At 60.5% G+C, this 14,555-nt stretch carries 14 protein-coding genes; 8 read left to right on the top strand and 6 right to left on the bottom strand.

The window, feature by feature from the left end; genetic code table 11:
* Positions 1 to 130 precede the first annotated feature (130 nt).
* The 3 genes from IB245_RS17205 to IB245_RS17195 all read left to right on the top strand — a co-directional run bounded on the left by IB245_RS17205 (position 131) and on the right by IB245_RS17195 (position 2,949).
* Positions 131 to 1,156 (top strand): LysM peptidoglycan-binding domain-containing protein, encoded by a 1,026-nt coding sequence (locus tag IB245_RS17205; protein WP_192228138.1) that lies wholly within the window; start codon positions 131 to 133, stop codon positions 1,154 to 1,156.
* 80 nt (positions 1,157 to 1,236) lie between these two features.
* Entirely contained in the window at positions 1,237 to 2,337 is a 1,101-nt protein-coding gene (gene dprA / locus IB245_RS17200) for a DNA-processing protein DprA (RefSeq protein WP_192228137.1), read from the top strand.
* Between the two features lie 54 nt (positions 2,338 to 2,391).
* On the top strand, positions 2,392 to 2,949 hold the full coding sequence (locus IB245_RS17195; RefSeq protein WP_192228136.1) for an L-threonylcarbamoyladenylate synthase: 558 nt from the start codon (positions 2,392 to 2,394) through the stop codon (positions 2,947 to 2,949).
* Positions 2,950 to 3,052: 103 nt separating this feature from the next.
* On the opposite strand, the gene IB245_RS17190 is transcribed toward IB245_RS17195, so the two are convergent.
* The gene (locus IB245_RS17190; RefSeq protein ID WP_008027591.1) at positions 3,053 to 4,030 is read right to left on the bottom strand and encodes an NADPH:quinone reductase; all 978 of its coding nucleotides are present in this window, start codon (positions 4,028 to 4,030) and stop codon (positions 3,053 to 3,055) included.
* A 180-nt stretch (positions 4,031 to 4,210) separates the two neighbouring features.
* Between IB245_RS17190 and hemF the strand changes: the two genes are divergently transcribed.
* Together hemF and aroE are read left to right on the top strand one after the other, a co-directional pair.
* Positions 4,211 to 5,125 (top strand): oxygen-dependent coproporphyrinogen oxidase, encoded by a 915-nt coding sequence (hemF, locus tag IB245_RS17185; RefSeq protein WP_008027593.1) that lies wholly within the window; start codon positions 4,211 to 4,213, stop codon positions 5,123 to 5,125.
* 9 nt (positions 5,126 to 5,134) lie between these two features.
* Positions 5,135 to 5,956 (top strand): shikimate dehydrogenase, encoded by an 822-nt coding sequence (aroE, locus tag IB245_RS17180; RefSeq protein ID WP_192228135.1) that lies wholly within the window; start codon positions 5,135 to 5,137, stop codon positions 5,954 to 5,956.
* 133 nt (positions 5,957 to 6,089) lie between these two features.
* Here the strand turns inward: aroE and IB245_RS17175 are convergent, their stop codons facing one another.
* From IB245_RS17175 to betC, 3 genes are all read right to left on the bottom strand, one after another.
* On the bottom strand, positions 6,090 to 7,658 hold the full coding sequence (locus IB245_RS17175) for a SulP family inorganic anion transporter (protein WP_192228134.1): 1,569 nt from the start codon (positions 7,656 to 7,658) through the stop codon (positions 6,090 to 6,092).
* A gap of 153 nt (positions 7,659 to 7,811) precedes the next feature.
* On the bottom strand, positions 7,812 to 8,732 hold the full coding sequence (gene choX / locus IB245_RS17170; protein WP_008027600.1) for a choline ABC transporter substrate-binding protein: 921 nt from the start codon (positions 8,730 to 8,732) through the stop codon (positions 7,812 to 7,814).
* A gap of 16 nt (positions 8,733 to 8,748) precedes the next feature.
* Entirely contained in the window at positions 8,749 to 10,263 is a 1,515-nt protein-coding gene (gene betC / locus IB245_RS17165) for a choline-sulfatase (protein ID WP_192228133.1), read from the bottom strand.
* A gap of 114 nt (positions 10,264 to 10,377) precedes the next feature.
* Here betC and IB245_RS17160 point away from each other — a divergent pair, with 114 nt between their 5' ends.
* Positions 10,378 to 11,328: a choline sulfate utilization transcriptional regulator gene (locus IB245_RS17160; RefSeq protein WP_008044033.1), complete on the top strand. Its 951-nt coding sequence runs from the start codon at positions 10,378 to 10,380 to the stop codon at positions 11,326 to 11,328.
* A gap of 37 nt (positions 11,329 to 11,365) precedes the next feature.
* On the opposite strand, the gene IB245_RS17155 is transcribed toward IB245_RS17160, so the two are convergent.
* On the bottom strand, positions 11,366 to 12,028 hold the full coding sequence (locus IB245_RS17155) for an NAD(P)-dependent oxidoreductase (RefSeq protein ID WP_192228132.1): 663 nt from the start codon (positions 12,026 to 12,028) through the stop codon (positions 11,366 to 11,368).
* Between the two features lie 81 nt (positions 12,029 to 12,109).
* Here IB245_RS17155 and IB245_RS17150 point away from each other — a divergent pair, with 81 nt between their 5' ends.
* Positions 12,110 to 12,436 carry a DOPA 4,5-dioxygenase family protein gene (locus IB245_RS17150; protein WP_192228131.1) on the top strand — a complete coding sequence of 109 codons (327 nt, stop codon included), beginning with the start codon at positions 12,110 to 12,112 and terminating at the stop codon, positions 12,434 to 12,436.
* On the opposite strand, the gene IB245_RS17145 is transcribed toward IB245_RS17150, so the two are convergent.
* Complete coding sequence (locus IB245_RS17145) at positions 12,437 to 12,838, bottom strand: GFA family protein (protein ID WP_192228130.1); 402 nt, start codon at positions 12,836 to 12,838, stop codon at positions 12,437 to 12,439.
* 408 nt (positions 12,839 to 13,246) lie between these two features.
* Here IB245_RS17145 and IB245_RS17140 point away from each other — a divergent pair, with 408 nt between their 5' ends.
* Entirely contained in the window at positions 13,247 to 14,554 is a 1,308-nt protein-coding gene (locus tag IB245_RS17140; RefSeq protein WP_008027613.1) for a CitMHS family transporter, read from the top strand.
* Position 14,555: the final 1 nt, after the last annotated feature.

Raw genomic sequence — 14,555 nt, 5'->3', positions numbered from 1 at the left:
GCCTGGCAGGTCCGAAGATGCAGGCTACCGTTGTGAAGCGTAGCTCCTTTTCTTTTAGGTAAAGAGTCGGGAGCGAGCCACGAGGGCTCTGGCGTTTCACGCGAACGCACATAATAAAGGGATTCACCGCATGAGGAAATCACTACTCGCCTTGCTCCTTCTGGCCTCGGCCGGTTTGGCGCATGGGCAAGTGCAACTCAAGGAAGGTTTTCCACAGCAATACACCGTGGCGGCGGGTGACACACTTTGGGACATCTCCGGGAAATTCCTCCGTGAGCCGTGGAAGTGGCCCGAGCTCTGGCAGGCCAATCCGCAGATCCAGAACCCCAATCTGATCTACCCCGGCGATTTGCTGTCGCTGGTCTACGTTGACGGGCAGCCGCGCCTGACCCTCAATCGCGGGGCTTCCCGGGGCACCATCAAGCTTTCGCCACGGGTGCACAGTTCGCCGGTGGCCGACGCCATCCCGAGCATTCCGTTGCAGTCGATCAACAGTTTTCTGCTGAGCAACCGCATCGTCGACAAGGTCGAGGATTTCGACAAGGCGCCTTACATCGTCGCCGGCGATGCCGAACGGGTGCTCAGCGGCACCGGAGATCGCATCTTCGCCCGCGGCCATTTCGATCCGAACCAGCCGGTCTACGGCATCTTCCGCCAAGGCAAGGTTTATACCGACCCCGAGAGCAAGGAGTTCCTGGGGATCAATGCCGACGACATCGGCGGTGGTGAAATCGTCGCTACCGAGGGTGATGTCGCGACGCTTGCACTGCAACGCACCACTCAGGAAGTGCGCCTCAGCGATCGCTTGTTCAGCGGCGAGGAACGATCGATCAACTCGACCTTCATGCCCAGTGCACCAAAAAAACCGATCAACGGCCTGATCATCGACGTACCGCGCGGGGTTACCCAGATCGGCGCGATGGATGTCGTGACGCTGAACCGGGGCCAACGCGACGGTCTCGCCGAAGGCAACGTGTTGGTGGTGATGAAGACCGGCGAAACCGTGCGCGACCGGGTCTCCGGCCAGCCTCTGAAAATTCCCGATGAACGCGCCGGTTTGCTGATGGTGTTCCGCACCTACGACAAACTCAGTTACGGATTGGTGCTCACCGCATCGCGCTCCTTGGCGGTGATGGACAAGGTGCGAAATCCGTAAGCAGGCTCCACAAGTTACCAACAGAGTTATCCACAGCTTATTCCCGTTTGAACGGGGCTCATAACGATCAAGGATGATCCATGTCGCTGCCTGCTGTTACACCGGTTTCCCCTGCGGAACTGGAAGCCCGTTTACGTCTGCATCGTTTGCCGGAGCTCGGTCCTGCGCGTTTCAGGAAGCTGCTCGAAGCCTTCGGCTCGGCGTCCAAAGCCATCAGCGCGCCGGCCAGTGCCTGGCGTTCGCTGGGCTTGCCGTTTGCTTGCGCCGAGGCTCGCCGGGCCGATGATGTCCGGGACGGCGCCAGCCACGCATTGGCCTGGCTAGACCGTCCCGGCCAGCATTTACTGATGTGGGACCAGCCTGACTACCCGGCATTGCTGGCGGAAATCAGCGACGCGCCGCCACTGCTATTCGTCGCGGGCGATCCGGGCATACTGGAAAAACCGCAATTGGCGATGGTCGGCAGTCGTCGCGCTTCCCGTCCGGGGATGGACACGGCCGCCGCGTTTTCGCGCAGTCTGGCTGGCGCCGGTTTTGTCATCACCAGCGGTCTGGCGCTGGGGATTGATGCCGCCGCGCATCAAGCCGCTCTGGACGTGGGCGGGCAAACGGTCGGCGTACTTGGCACGGGACTTGAAAAGTTTTATCCACAGCGCAACCGCAGGCTTGCCGATGCCATGATTGCGTCGGGCAGCGCGGTGCTTTCCGAGTTCCCGCTGGACACCGGGCCTACGGCCAGCAACTTCCCGCGACGCAATCGAATCATCAGTGGTTTGTCCCTCGGCGTGCTGGTGGTCGAGGCCAGTGTCGCCAGCGGTTCCTTGATCACCGCGAGGCTGGCGGCGGAACAAGGTCGTGAGGTGTATGCGATTCCGGGATCGATCCATCATCCCGGCGCCAAGGGGTGTCATCAGCTGATTCGCGACGGTGCGATGCTGGTGGAAACCATCGAACATATCCTCGAAGCATTGCGCGGCTGGCAGCAGTTGCCGTTAGCCATGCAGGCACCGTCGGTGGCACATCCGCTGTTGATGCTGCTGCACGCGGCGCCGCACACCAGTGAAGCGTTGTCCGTCTCCAGCGGCTGGGCGTTGCCCAAAGTGCTGGCGGCGTTGACGGAACTGGAAATGGACGGCCGGGCGGTCTGCGAAAGCGGGCGCTGGTTTGCGCGGGTGAGCTAGGTTTTATAAGGAACATCGGTAAACTGCGCAGAGCCTTATTCCGGAGAGTTTTTCATGGTCAACAGTTGGCGTGTGCAACAAGCCGCGCAAGCCATTCGCGCAGGGGCGGTGATTGCCTATCCAACCGAGGCGGTCTGGGGCCTGGGTTGCGACCCGTGGGACGAAGAAGCGGTCGAACGTCTGCTGATGCTAAAGGGCCGGTCGGTGGACAAGGGCCTGATTCTGGTTGCCGACAACATCCGCCAGTTCGACTTCCTGTTCGAAGACTTCCCTGAGCTGTGGATGGACCGCATGGCCAGCACTTGGCCGGGGCCGAATACCTGGCTGGTGCCGCATCGGAATCAGTTGCCGCAGTGGATTACCGGCGTGCACGAAACGGTGGCGTTGCGGGTCAGCAATCACCCGTTGGTGCGGGATTTGTGCGCATTGGTCGGGCCGTTGGTGTCGACCTCGGCCAACCCGCAGGGCCGGCCGGCGGCGCGGACGCGGATTCGCGTGGAGCAGTATTTCCGCGGGCAGCTTGATTTGATTCTTGGCGGCAACCTCGGTGGGCGCAAGAATCCGAGCGTGATTCGCGATCTGGCGACCGGGAACGTCATTCGCCCGGGTTGAGACCGCGTCATCGTTCTTCGCGGGCAAGCCTCGCTCCTACAGGGATCGCATACAAACTGTAGGAGCGAGCGGGCGGCGATCCGACTTGCCCGCGAAGAGGCCCTCAAGGCAAAAGAACAGTCGAACCTGTTGTCCGCCGTGCCGACAACTCGGTCTGCGCCTTCGCCGCGTCAGCCAGTGAATACTTCTGGCTGATCTCCACCTTCAGCTTCCCGCTGATGATCATCTCAAACAACTCATCCGCCATCCGCTGCAGGTTTTCAGCGTTGTTGGCATAAGTCGCCAGTGTTGGCCGGGTCACGTACAGCGATCCCTTCGCCGACAGAATCCCCAGGTTGACCCCATCCACCGCGCCCGAAGCGTTGCCAAAACTCACCACCAGGCCCCGAGGCGCTGTGCTATCCAGCGAAGTCAGCCAGGTGTCTTTGCCGACACCGTCGTACACCACCGGGACTTTTTTGCCGTCGGTCAATTCCAGTACGCGTTGTGCGACGTTTTCGTGGCTGTAGTCGATGGTCGCCCACGCACCGTTGGCCTTTGCCAACGCGGCTTTCTCCGGCGAGCTGACCGTGCCGATCAACTTCACGCCCAGCGCCTTCGCCCATTGGCAGGCCAGTGAACCGACACCCCCGGCAGCGGCGTGAAACAGAATGGTTTCGCCACCCTTGAGTTCATAGGTCTGACGCAACAGGTACTGCACGGTGAGGCCCTTGAGCATTACCCCGGCGGCCTGTTCAAAGCTGATCGCGTCCGGCAGGTGCACCAGATTGGCTTCCGGCAATACGTGAACTTCGCTGTAGGCGCCCAACGGGCCACTGCCGTACGCCACGCGATCACCGACCTTGAAGCGGGTGACTTCGCTGCCCACCGCCTCGACCACGCCCGCACCTTCCGAACCCACGCCCGACGGCAAGGCGGGCGGCGCATAGAGGCCGCTGCGGAAATAGGTGTCGATGAAGTTCAGGCCGATGGCCTTGTTGGTCACGCGCACTTGCTGCGGGCCGGGCTCGGCCGGTTGGTAATCCACATACTCGAGCACTTCGGGGCCGCCATGGGCGCGGAACTGGATACGCTTTGCCATCAGAACTCTCCTTAGGTCTTCAGCTACTAGAGGTGTAGTGCCAAGCGCCCTATCGAACTCCCAAGCTTGATCCCCGTCAACTGTGGCGAGTCCATCTGCAATGTTATGCTACGCGCCCATTTGCGCCGGCCCCCGCTCCCATGGAGCGCCGCGTAGTTTTGCCCGATTCAAGGTGAAGACATGACGACCCGCACCGAGGCCGTAAAAGCCTACCTGCTCGACCTGCAAGACCGCATTTGCGCTGCCCTGGAAGCCGAAGACGGCGGCACGCAATTCGTCGAAGACGCCTGGACCCGGCCTGCCGGCGGTGGCGGTCGCACCCGCGTGATCGAGAACGGCGCGGTCATCGAAAAGGGCGGCGTCAACTTTTCCCACGTGTTTGGCAGCGGTCTCCCACCGTCCGCCAGCGCCCATCGACCGGAACTGGCCGGCCGTGGCTTTGAAGCCCTGGGCGTGTCGCTGGTGATTCACCCGCACAATCCGCATGTGCCGACTTCCCACGCCAACGTGCGCTTTTTCATCGCCGAAAAAGAAGGCGAAGAACCGGTCTGGTGGTTTGGCGGCGGCTTCGACCTGACCCCTTATTACGGCAACATCGATGACTGCGTGCACTGGCACCGCGTCGCCGAGCAGGCCTGCGCGCCGTTCGGTCCGGACGTCTATTCGCGCTACAAAGCCTGGTGCGACAGCTATTTCCACATCAAGCATCGCCACGAACCGCGCGGCATCGGCGGCCTGTTCTTCGATGATTTGAACGAGTGGGATTTCGACACCAGCTTCGCTTTCATGCGTGCCATCGGTGACGCTTACATCGACGCCTACCTGCCGATCGTGCAGCGCCGCAAAAATGATGCGTTCACTGCAAAACAGCGCGAATTCCAGGAATTCCGCCGTGGCCGTTACGTCGAGTTCAACCTGGTTTACGACCGTGGCACGCTGTTCGGCCTGCAATCGGGTGGGCGTACCGAGTCGATCCTCATGTCGTTGCCGCCGCAAGTTCGCTGGAGCTATGACTGGAAAGCCGAGCCCGGCAGCGAAGAAGCACGCCTGACCGAGTACTTCCTGCAAGACCGCGACTGGCTGGCCCAGGCCTGAGGATTTCTGATGGATCGTTACGTCGTTTTCGGTAACCCGATCGGTCACAGCAAGTCGCCGTTGATCCATCGTCTGTTCGCCGAGCAGACCGCTCAGCAACTGGACTACAGCACTTCGCTGGCACCGCTCGACGATTTTTCCGACTTTGCCCGGGAGTTTTTCCTGGAAGGTCGTGGGGCGAACGTGACGGTGCCGTTCAAGGAAGAGGCGTTCCGTCTGGCCGACAGTGTGACGGCGCGAGCGCAGCGGGCTGGCGCGGTGAACACCCTGAGCAAGCTCGCCGATGGCACGCTGCTGGGCGACAACACCGATGGTGCCGGGCTGGTGCGGGACCTGACGGTCAACGCCGGTTTCAGCCTCAAGGGCAAACGCATCCTGCTGCTCGGCGCCGGCGGCGCAGTGCGCGGTGCGCTGGAGCCACTGCTGGCCGAGCAACCCGCCTCGGTGATCATCGCCAACCGCACGGTGGAAAAAGCCGAGCTGCTGGCAGAATTGTTCGCGGATCTGGGGCCGGTGTCGGCCAGTGGTTTCGACTGGTTGCGGGAATCGGTGGACCTGATCATCAACGCGACATCGGCCAGTTTGTCGGGCGATGTACCGCCGATTGCGGGCAGTCTGATCGAGCCGGGCAAGACGGTTTGCTACGACATGATGTACGGCAAGGAACCGACCTCGTTCTGCCGTTGGGCTACGGCGCATGGCGCTGCCGTGTCGATGGATGGTTTGGGGATGCTCGCCGAACAAGCGGCAGAAGCCTTCTTGCTGTGGCGCGGCGTACGCCCGGACACCGCGCCGGTGCTGGCCGAACTGCGCCGCCAATTGGCCTTGTAGGAGCCGGCTTGCTGGCGATGGGCGCGCCGCGGTGTATCAGGCAAACCGCGTTATCGTTGAATCGCCAGCAAGCCGGCTCCTACAGTCGGTTGGTATGCCGTGATCGCGGTCATTGTCCGGAGATGGGTGTGTTTCAATCTTCGAAATGAATCGGGCATTTCTCCGCACCTTCCAGCTTTCGCAACTCCACCACCACCGGTGGCCGCGCCCCGCGCAAGGTCAGGCTACGGTCCTGCTTGCGTAGTCGCCGCGCTTCCTGGTGCAGCATTTCCACCCCCGAATAGTCGATGAAGTTGATCTGCTGCGCCTCGATCACCACCCGCGCCCCGTGCATGCGTTGCAGGCGCACTTGCAGGTAATGGCTGGCGCCGAAAAAGATCGAACCGCCGACCCGCAGAATGTCTTCATCGCCGTCGCGCCAATGCTGCACCCGTGGTTGCGAGGTGCGCTTGAGGTAGAAAAACAACGACGCGAGCACGCCGGCGTAGATCGCTGTCTGCAATTCCAGCAGCAGCGTGGCGACACAGGTCAGCGCCATCACCATGAACTCGGCGCGGCTGACCCTTAACAACGCGCGAATGCCGCGATGATCGACCAACCCCCAGGCGATCAACAGGATGCTGCCGGCCATGGCCGGAATCGGAATATGCGCAATCAGGTTGGCGCCGAAGATCGCAAACAGCGCCACCCACAACGCGGAAAACACCCCCGCCATTGGCGAACAGGCACCCGCTTCGTAGCTGAGGCCGGAACGGGTGAAGGAACCGGCTGACAGCGAACCGGAAAAAAACGCACCGACCATGTTCGATAAACCCTGCGCGCGGACCTCCTGATTGGCATCGAGCAATTGCTGCGAGCGCGCCGACAAGGAACGGGCAATCGACAGGCTCGTCACCAGCCCGAGCATCCCCACCGCTACTGCGCTGGGCAGCAATCGCAAAATCATGTCCAGATCCAGTGGCAACGGTCTGAAGGGCGGCAACCGCCCGACAAACGCGCTCACCAGGTTCACGTGGCCGAACATCGATGGCCACAGCCAAACCAGCAGCCCGGCGAGTATCAGGGTGATCAGCAGCGTCGGCCAGCGAGGCAGCAACCCTTTCAGGATTATGCCGACGACGACTGTTGCCAGCCCCAGCACGAGCGAGGGTTTATCCACCGCATCGAGGTGCTGCAGCAGCATCAAAAAGCTGTCCAGAGCGGTGGCCTGGCTAGGCAAGTCCAGCCCCAGCAGGTTGGGCATTTGACCGATGGCAATCACCACGGGGGCACCGAGGGTGAAGCCCAATACCACCGAGTGCGAGACAAAATTCACCAGCGCGCCGAACCGCAGCAAACCCAGTAGCCACTGGAAAATGCCGGCGAGCAGCGTCAGAAGCAGGATCAGCGTGATGTAGTCCTTGGACGCAGGGACGGCCAGAGGACTGACACTGGCGAACAGGACAATCGAAATGGCTGCCGTAGGCCCACAGATCAAATGCCACGATGAACCCCAGAGGCAGGCGATCAGCACCGGGATGATGGCGGCGTACAAGCCGTATTCCGGTGGGAGACCGGCGATCAGCGCGTAGGCAATGGATTGCGGCAACGCGAGAATGGCGCCGCTGAGGCCGACGATCAGGTCACGGCCGACGCTGGCGCGGGTCTGCCGGGGCAACCACGTGAGGAAGGGGAAGAGTGAATGGCGGCTGGGGAAGGCCATGGGTCCTCTCGGTTGAAAATTTTGCGCAAGGGTATCAGCACAGACCTTGTAGGAGCCGGCTTGCTGGCGATTCAACGATAACGCGGTGTACCTGAAACACCGCGGCGCCATTATCGCCAGCAAGCCGGCTCCTACAGTTCGCCACCCAAAGGGTTAGAGCTTGGCTTTTACCGCCGGCAACGCATCCTTGCCGTCCGCGGTCTTCACGCCTTCCAGCCATTTGTCCAGCACCGCCGGATTGGCCTTGATCCACGCCTTGGCCGCATCTGCATTGCTGACCTTCTTGTTCACCACATCCGCCATGATGCTGTTTTCCATCTCCTGGGTGAAACTCAGGTTGGTCAGCAACTTGCCCACATTCGGGCAGGCCTCGGCGTAACCCTTGCGGGTCAGGGTATGGACGCTGCCGGTGTCGCCGAAGTATTTCTCGCCGCCCTTCAGATAATGCATTTTCAGCTGCACGTTCATCGGGTGCGGTGTCCAGCCGAGGAAGGTCACGAATTTCTGTTTCTTCACCGCACGAGACACTTCGGCCAGCATCGCCTGTTCGCTGGACTCGACCAGTTTCCACTGGCCCATGTCGAAGTCGTTCTTCTTGATGATTTCTTGCAGCGAGATGTTCGCCGGGGCGCCGGAGCCGATGCCGTAGATCTTCTTGTCGAACTTGTCGGCGAACTTGTTCAGGTCGGCGAAGCTATGCACACCCGCGTCCCACACGTAATCCGGCACCGCCAGGGTGAACTCGGTGCCATCGAGGTTCTTCGCCAGTTGCGTGACGTCGCCGGTGGCGACGAACTTGTCATAGAAACCCTGCTGCGCCGGCATCCAGTTGCCGAGAAACACGTCGACCTGGCCATCCTTCAACCCGCCAAAGGTAATCGGCACCGCGAGGGTGTCGACTTTGGGCTTGTAGCCCATGCCGTCCAGCAGAAACCCGGTGATGGCGTTGGTTGCGGCGATGTCGCTCCAGCCAGGGTCGGCCATTTTCACCGTCTCGCAGCTCTGATCGGCATACGCCGACGCACTGCCCAGAGCCAGCAGTCCGACCGTCAGTACTGTGGATAACTTTTGCATGGACTTCCCCTTAACATTATTGGTTTTGGCAGGGTTGTGGATAACGTGCTTTACGCTCCAGATCGTCGAGGTCGATGTGGTTGCGCATGTACTGCTGACTGGCGTCCACCAGTGGCTGGTGATCCCAGCTCTTCAGCTTGCCGATGGTCAGTGCCTCGGCGACGAAACGCCGACGACGCTGGCTCGCGAGCACCTGTTGGTGTATCGCCGGGATGTTCCATTTGGCCCGTGCTTCGGCGAGAAATTCCTCGAACAGGAGCCGATGTTGCGGTGACTGGCTGAGTTCTTCCTGTTCACGCGGGTCGTTGTGTACGTCGAAGAGCAGGCACGGATCGTCTTCGCTGTAGATGAATTTGTAGGCACCGCGGCGAATCATCATCAGCGGACTGATGGTGCCTTCGGCCATGTATTCGCCGAAGACTTCGTCGTGACCGCCCTGCCCTTGCAGGTGCGGAACCAGCGACCGGCCATCCAGCGGCAAGCCCGGTTCCAGAGCGCCACCGGCCAACTCGACAAACGTCGGCAGCAGGTCGGCGGTGGAAACCGCTGCGCTGACCCGTCCGGCGCCAAACTGGCCGGGTGAACTGATCAACATCGGCACGCGCGCGGCCATTTCATACCAATGCATTTTGTACCAGAGGCCACGCTCACCGAGCATGTCGCCGTGGTCGCCGGAGAACACGATAATCGTGTCGTTGATCAGCCCGGTATCTTCGAGCGTTTGCAGAAGTTTGCCGACGTTACTGTCGATATAGCTGCAAGCACCGAAATAAGCCCGGCGTGCATCGCGGATCTTATCCACAGGCAGCGGCTTGTCCCACAGGTCGTAGACCTTGAGCAAACGCTGGGCGTGCGGATCGAGCTCGGTTTGTGCCGGGGTTTCGGGCAATGGGATGTCGGCGTCGTCGTACAGATCCCAGAAGGCCTTGGGAATGGTGTACGGGTCGTGTGGGTGAGTCATCGACACGGTCAGGCAGAACGGCTGGTCGCCGTCCTCACGAATGTGGTCGAACAGGTATTGCTGGGCCTTGAACACCACCTCTTCATCGAAATCCAGCTGATTGGTACGCACGCATGGCCCGGCCTGCAGTACCGACGACATGTTGTGATACCAGGTCGGACGCACGTCCGGTTCGTCCCAGTTCACTGCCCAACCGTAGTCGGCCGGGTAAATGTCGCTGGTCAGGCGTTCTTCGTAACCGTGCAGTTGGTCCGGGCCGCAGAAGTGCATCTTGCCGGACAGCGCAGTGCGATAGCCGAGGCGCCGCAGGTAGTGGGCGTAGGTGGGCACGTCGGCAGGGAAATCGGCCGCGTTATCGTAGGCGCCGATTTTGCTCGGTAACTGACCGCTGACCAGGGTAAAACGCGACGGCGCGCAGAGTGGGCTGTTGCAATAAGCGGCGTCGAACACCACGCCTTCGGCTGCGAGGCGGCTGAGATTGGGCAATTTGATCGGCGAAGGGCCGTAGAACGGCAACATTGGCGCGGCCATCTGATCGGCCATGATGAAAAGAATATTCTTGCGCTTCATGTGATCGCGGCATTCCATAGTGAATATTTATGCGAGAGTGCTGCAATCGAGCATGGAGTCCATGTGATTTGTGGTAAAGCCCATGCCAGGCAATGACTAGGATAAGCACAGCTTATGTATGACGCCCTCGGTGATTTGTCTCTGGATCTGCTCCGCGCCTTCGAAGCGGCTGCCCGCCATCACAGCTTCACCGCCGCTGCGGTAGAGCTCGGCACCACGCAACCGGCCATCAGCCAGCAGATCAAACGGCTGGAGGATCAACTCGCCACACGGCTGTTCGATCGCATTTATCGCGGGATCGAATTGACCGAGGCCGGGGCGATTCTTTTCGAGCAGGTTCAACTCGGTTTGCAGAATATCGACGCAGGATTAAGTGCGATCAGTGCACAGCAACAGCATGAAGTGTTGCAGGTCGCCACCGATTTTGCTTTTGCCGCTTACTGGCTGATGCCCCGATTGCACCGCTTTCACGCGGCCAATCCTCACGTGGACGTTAGCCTGGTCACCAGTGAACGCAGTCTCAACATGCTGCGCACCGATATCGATGTTGCCGTGCTGTTTGGTGACGGGCGTTTTAAACAGGGTGAAAGCCATTGGCTGTTCAGCGAAGAAGTGTTCCCGGTGTGCAGTCCGCTGCTATTGAAGGACCGTCCCCTGCCCTTGCCGCCCCAGGGGCTACTGGAATTTCCGCTGCTGCACCTGCGTGGCGAAAACAGCAGCAACTGGTTCGACTGGAGTGGTGTGTTTCGCGAATTGGGGATTACTTCGGCGCCGGCGCCCGGGCAGTTGCGATTCGACAATTACACGCTGTTGATTCAAGCGGCGATTGGCGGCCAGGGCGTGGCGATTGGCTGGCGGCACCTTGTGGATAACTTGCTGGCGCAAGGTTTGTTGTGTCGGCCAATTTCTGAAACGGTGATGTCCCGGCAGGGCTATTACGTGGTCCTGCCCCAACGCAAACGGCGTGGGGTGTTGATTCAACAGTTTGTGGATTGGTTGATGGCCGAGCAGGCCAGCAGTGCGCAATCGCTGAATGGCCTGCCTTTGCCTTCGATTGCGGTGTGAAAGCAAAAAGGTCGTCCGGGCGCGGCCCGAGCTTTCACTACTCTGAAGTCGCCACGAAATTCACGTGTTCGCCCACGTGAAGATTGAAGTGCATTTCATCGGCGATCCCTATCGCGACACGTTTCAAGCGATCCAGCGGTTCGGCCAGCCCCGGTTCCAGGCTGCTGCTGGCGTGGCTGAAATGCTCGATCGTCAGCCCCGGGATGCCACGCGGTGCATTCACCAGCGTCCAGTGCAACTTACTGCTTTGCAGGGATTCGCGGATTTCTTCGGCGGCGTGGCGTTGCAGTTGATCCTCAATCTCCGGATCGTCCAACACCTCGAAATCCCCCACCAGAAACAGTCGGGCAATGCCGGCAGCCTGCATGCCGGCTATCAGCGCATCGACGGCGAGCACCTGTTCGACCGGGCCCGGAACAATGGTTTTTTCAACGTGTTCGCTGTTGAACGGCAAGCCTGGTGCGTCTAATAGACAGATGACGGCCGAACAGCCTGCAACGCTTTGTTTGACGCGCTCGGCCTCAAACAGGTCGCCCGTCTTGGTGCGTAAACCCGGACGTGGCGCGAGTGCCGTCAAGTCATCGAGGATGGCGATCACTTCGTGTTGCCGCCGCAGCATCTCAGCCATCAGCGCACTGCCCAGGCTACTCATGGCACCATAAAGCACCACTTTTACCACCGGGGTTTCGGCATTTTTCATGGCTGGGCTCCGTTTCCTGGGTGTATAGCATTTGACCTGTGGGAGACGGTGAGGGTTCGACAGGGATTCAGAGGGTTTCAGATGCAACAGATCAAGGGTTACCACGCCCACGTGTATTTCGACGCCAGCACCATCGACCAGGCGCGAACCTTGTGTGAGCGGGCGGCACAGCTGTTCCCGCTGAAAATGGGTCGGGTGCACGAACGTCCGGTCGGCCCGCACCCGGACTGGAGTTGCCAACTGGCATTCGGGCCGGAACTCATCGGCGACGTGTTGCCGTGGCTGGCGCTCAACCGCAAGGGTTTGGTGGTGTTCCTGCACCCGGACACCGGCGACGATCTGCTCGACCACACCGAACATGCCATCTGGATGGGGGCGATCCGGCCACTGGACCTGTCTATTTTTTGATCAGAGTGTTTCTTCGGCTTCGCCCGGCAGGTGTTCGTCCAGGTGCAGCCAGGGCAGACGGCTGTCGGTCCAGATGTGCCGCTCGGCCGGAGCCTGCTCGGGATGATCGAGGGTGGCGATGGTCAGGTCGATGCTCTCGGGACTGAGGTGTGTCACCAGCGCGAGTTGCGCCCCACAGTTCGGGCAGAAATATCGTACGCAACTGGATGACGAGGCGTACTGCGCCGGTGTGCCTTTCAGCCATTCAAAGGTCGATGCGGGCACGGTGATCCAGGTGGTCACGATCCCGCCGCTGACTCGCCGGCAGATTGAGCAGTGGCAGTGGGCGATGTCTCTCAAAGGTCCGCTGAATTGATAGCGCAGTTGTCCGCAGTGGCAGCCGCCTGTGTGAAGTTCGTTCATCACATTTCCTCCTGTTGCGTATGTTCCGACGCCATCGCGAGCAAGCCCGCTCCCACAGTGGGTACGCATTTCAATGTGGGAGCGGGCTTGCTCGCGAAGGCCTCAACACGGTCTGACTCCCTGCCCCCGTCCGACGACCGGTTGCACTTCCGGTCAATGCTTTCATCAGCGAAAGCTGGGTGAAAGCTTCCCCGATTAGGATCGCCCCCACTACCGGCAACAGACCGGTCGGCCAATGCCAGTGTTTTATCGCTCGCACAGCCCATTTAACAACAACAATGGTGACCCTGATGTCCTTTGATACCCGCCGCTTCGCCGCAACTCCGCCCGTACGCCTCGTGCTTCCCGTTCTGCGCTGACCTACCCGGTTCGCCCATTCCCTAGCCGCGCTACGCCTGGAGTATTCCCATGCTGACTTTCCTTGGCTTCGCCATGGTCATCACGTTCATGTTCCTGATCATGACCAAGCGCCTGTCCGCGCTGATCGCCCTGATCATCATTCCAATCGTCTTCGCCCTGTTCGGCGGTTTTGCGCCGAAGATCGGCCCGATGATGCTCGAAGGCATCACCAAGCTTGCGCCGACCGGCGTGATGCTGATGTTCGCCATCCTCTACTTCGCCCTGATGATCGACTCCGGCCTGTTCGACCCGGCCGTGCGCAAGATCCTCAAACTGGTCAAGGGCGACCCGTTGAAAGTTTCGGTCGGCACCGCCGTACTGGCGCTCGTCGTTTCCCTCGATGGTGACGGCGCGACCACTTACATGATCTGCGTGGCCGCCATGCTGCCGCTCTACAGCCGCATCGGCATGAGCCCGCGGATTATGGCTGGCCTGATCATCCTCGCCGGTGGCGTGATGAACATGACGCCCTGGGGCGGTCCGACTGCCCGTGCAGCCAGTGCGTTGCATGTGGACCCGTCGGCGATCTTCGTACCGATGATTCCGGCGATGGGTGCCGGTGTCCTGGCCATCCTGGCCATCGCTTACTTCTACGGCAAACGTGAACGTGCGCGTCTGGGTGAGCTGCACCTGGTGGGCGATGAAATCGACCACAGCGAAATCAGCGTTTCGCAGTTCCCGGACGCCCGTCGTCCAAAGCTGATCTGGTTCAACGGTGCCCTGACATTCGCACTGATGTGCACCCTGATCGCAGGCCTGCTGCCGTTGCCGGTGCTGTTCATGGTGGCGTTCAGTATTGCCATGATCGTCAACTATCCTTGCCTGCAACAGCAGAAGGATCGCGTTGCAGCCCACGCCGGCAGCGTGCTGGCAGTGGTCGGTTTGATCTTCGCGGCAGGCATCTTCACCGGTATCCTGTCGGGCACCGGCATGGTCGATGCGATGTCGAAGAGCCTGTTGGCGGTCATCCCGGATTTCCTCGGCCCGTACCTGGCCGTGATCACCGCGCTGGTGAGCATGCCGTTCACGTTCTTCATGTCGAACGACGCATTTTATTACGGCGTGTTACCAGTACTTGCCGAAGCGGCCAGTCATTACGGTATAACCGCGGTTGAAATGGCACGTGCCTCGATCGTCGGTCAGCCCGTCCACTTGCTGAGCCCGCTGGTACCATCGACCTATTTGTTGGTGGCCCTGGCCGGTATCGACTTCGGTGACCATCAGCGCTTTACCCTGAAATGGGCAGTGCTGGTGTGCATGTGCATACTGGTTGCAGCATTGCTGATGGGGATTTTTCCGCTGTTCAGCACTCTATAAG

The organism is Pseudomonas sp. PDM02, assembly GCF_014852285.1.
GTDB classification, from domain to species: Bacteria; Pseudomonadota; Gammaproteobacteria; order Pseudomonadales; family Pseudomonadaceae; genus Aquipseudomonas; species Aquipseudomonas migulae.
Note: the sequence above shows the minus strand (reverse complement) of the source record. Positions and strands in the feature narration are given on the sequence as shown.

Excerpts from the sequence above, each read along its gene's own strand:
- IB245_RS17205 (WP_192228138.1), top strand. The coding sequence starts at position 131 with ATGAGGAAATCACTACTCGCCTTGCTCCTTCTGGCCTCGGCCGGTTTG.
- dprA (WP_192228137.1), top strand. The coding sequence starts at position 1,237 with ATGTCGCTGCCTGCTGTTACACCGGTTTCCCCTGCGGAACTGGAAGCC.
- IB245_RS17195 (WP_192228136.1), top strand. The coding sequence starts at position 2,392 with ATGGTCAACAGTTGGCGTGTGCAACAAGCCGCGCAAGCCATTCGCGCA.
- IB245_RS17190 (WP_008027591.1), bottom strand. The coding sequence starts at position 4,030 with ATGGCAAAGCGTATCCAGTTCCGCGCCCATGGCGGCCCCGAAGTGCTC.
- hemF (WP_008027593.1), top strand. The coding sequence starts at position 4,211 with ATGACGACCCGCACCGAGGCCGTAAAAGCCTACCTGCTCGACCTGCAA.
- aroE (WP_192228135.1), top strand. The coding sequence starts at position 5,135 with ATGGATCGTTACGTCGTTTTCGGTAACCCGATCGGTCACAGCAAGTCG.
- IB245_RS17175 (WP_192228134.1), bottom strand. The coding sequence starts at position 7,658 with ATGGCCTTCCCCAGCCGCCATTCACTCTTCCCCTTCCTCACGTGGTTG.
- choX (WP_008027600.1), bottom strand. The coding sequence starts at position 8,732 with ATGCAAAAGTTATCCACAGTACTGACGGTCGGACTGCTGGCTCTGGGC.
- betC (WP_192228133.1), bottom strand. The coding sequence starts at position 10,263 with ATGAAGCGCAAGAATATTCTTTTCATCATGGCCGATCAGATGGCCGCG.
- IB245_RS17160 (WP_008044033.1), top strand. The coding sequence starts at position 10,378 with ATGTATGACGCCCTCGGTGATTTGTCTCTGGATCTGCTCCGCGCCTTC.
- IB245_RS17155 (WP_192228132.1), bottom strand. The coding sequence starts at position 12,028 with ATGAAAAATGCCGAAACCCCGGTGGTAAAAGTGGTGCTTTATGGTGCC.
- IB245_RS17150 (WP_192228131.1), top strand. The coding sequence starts at position 12,110 with ATGCAACAGATCAAGGGTTACCACGCCCACGTGTATTTCGACGCCAGC.
- IB245_RS17145 (WP_192228130.1), bottom strand. The coding sequence starts at position 12,838 with ATGAACGAACTTCACACAGGCGGCTGCCACTGCGGACAACTGCGCTAT.
- IB245_RS17140 (WP_008027613.1), top strand. The coding sequence starts at position 13,247 with ATGCTGACTTTCCTTGGCTTCGCCATGGTCATCACGTTCATGTTCCTG.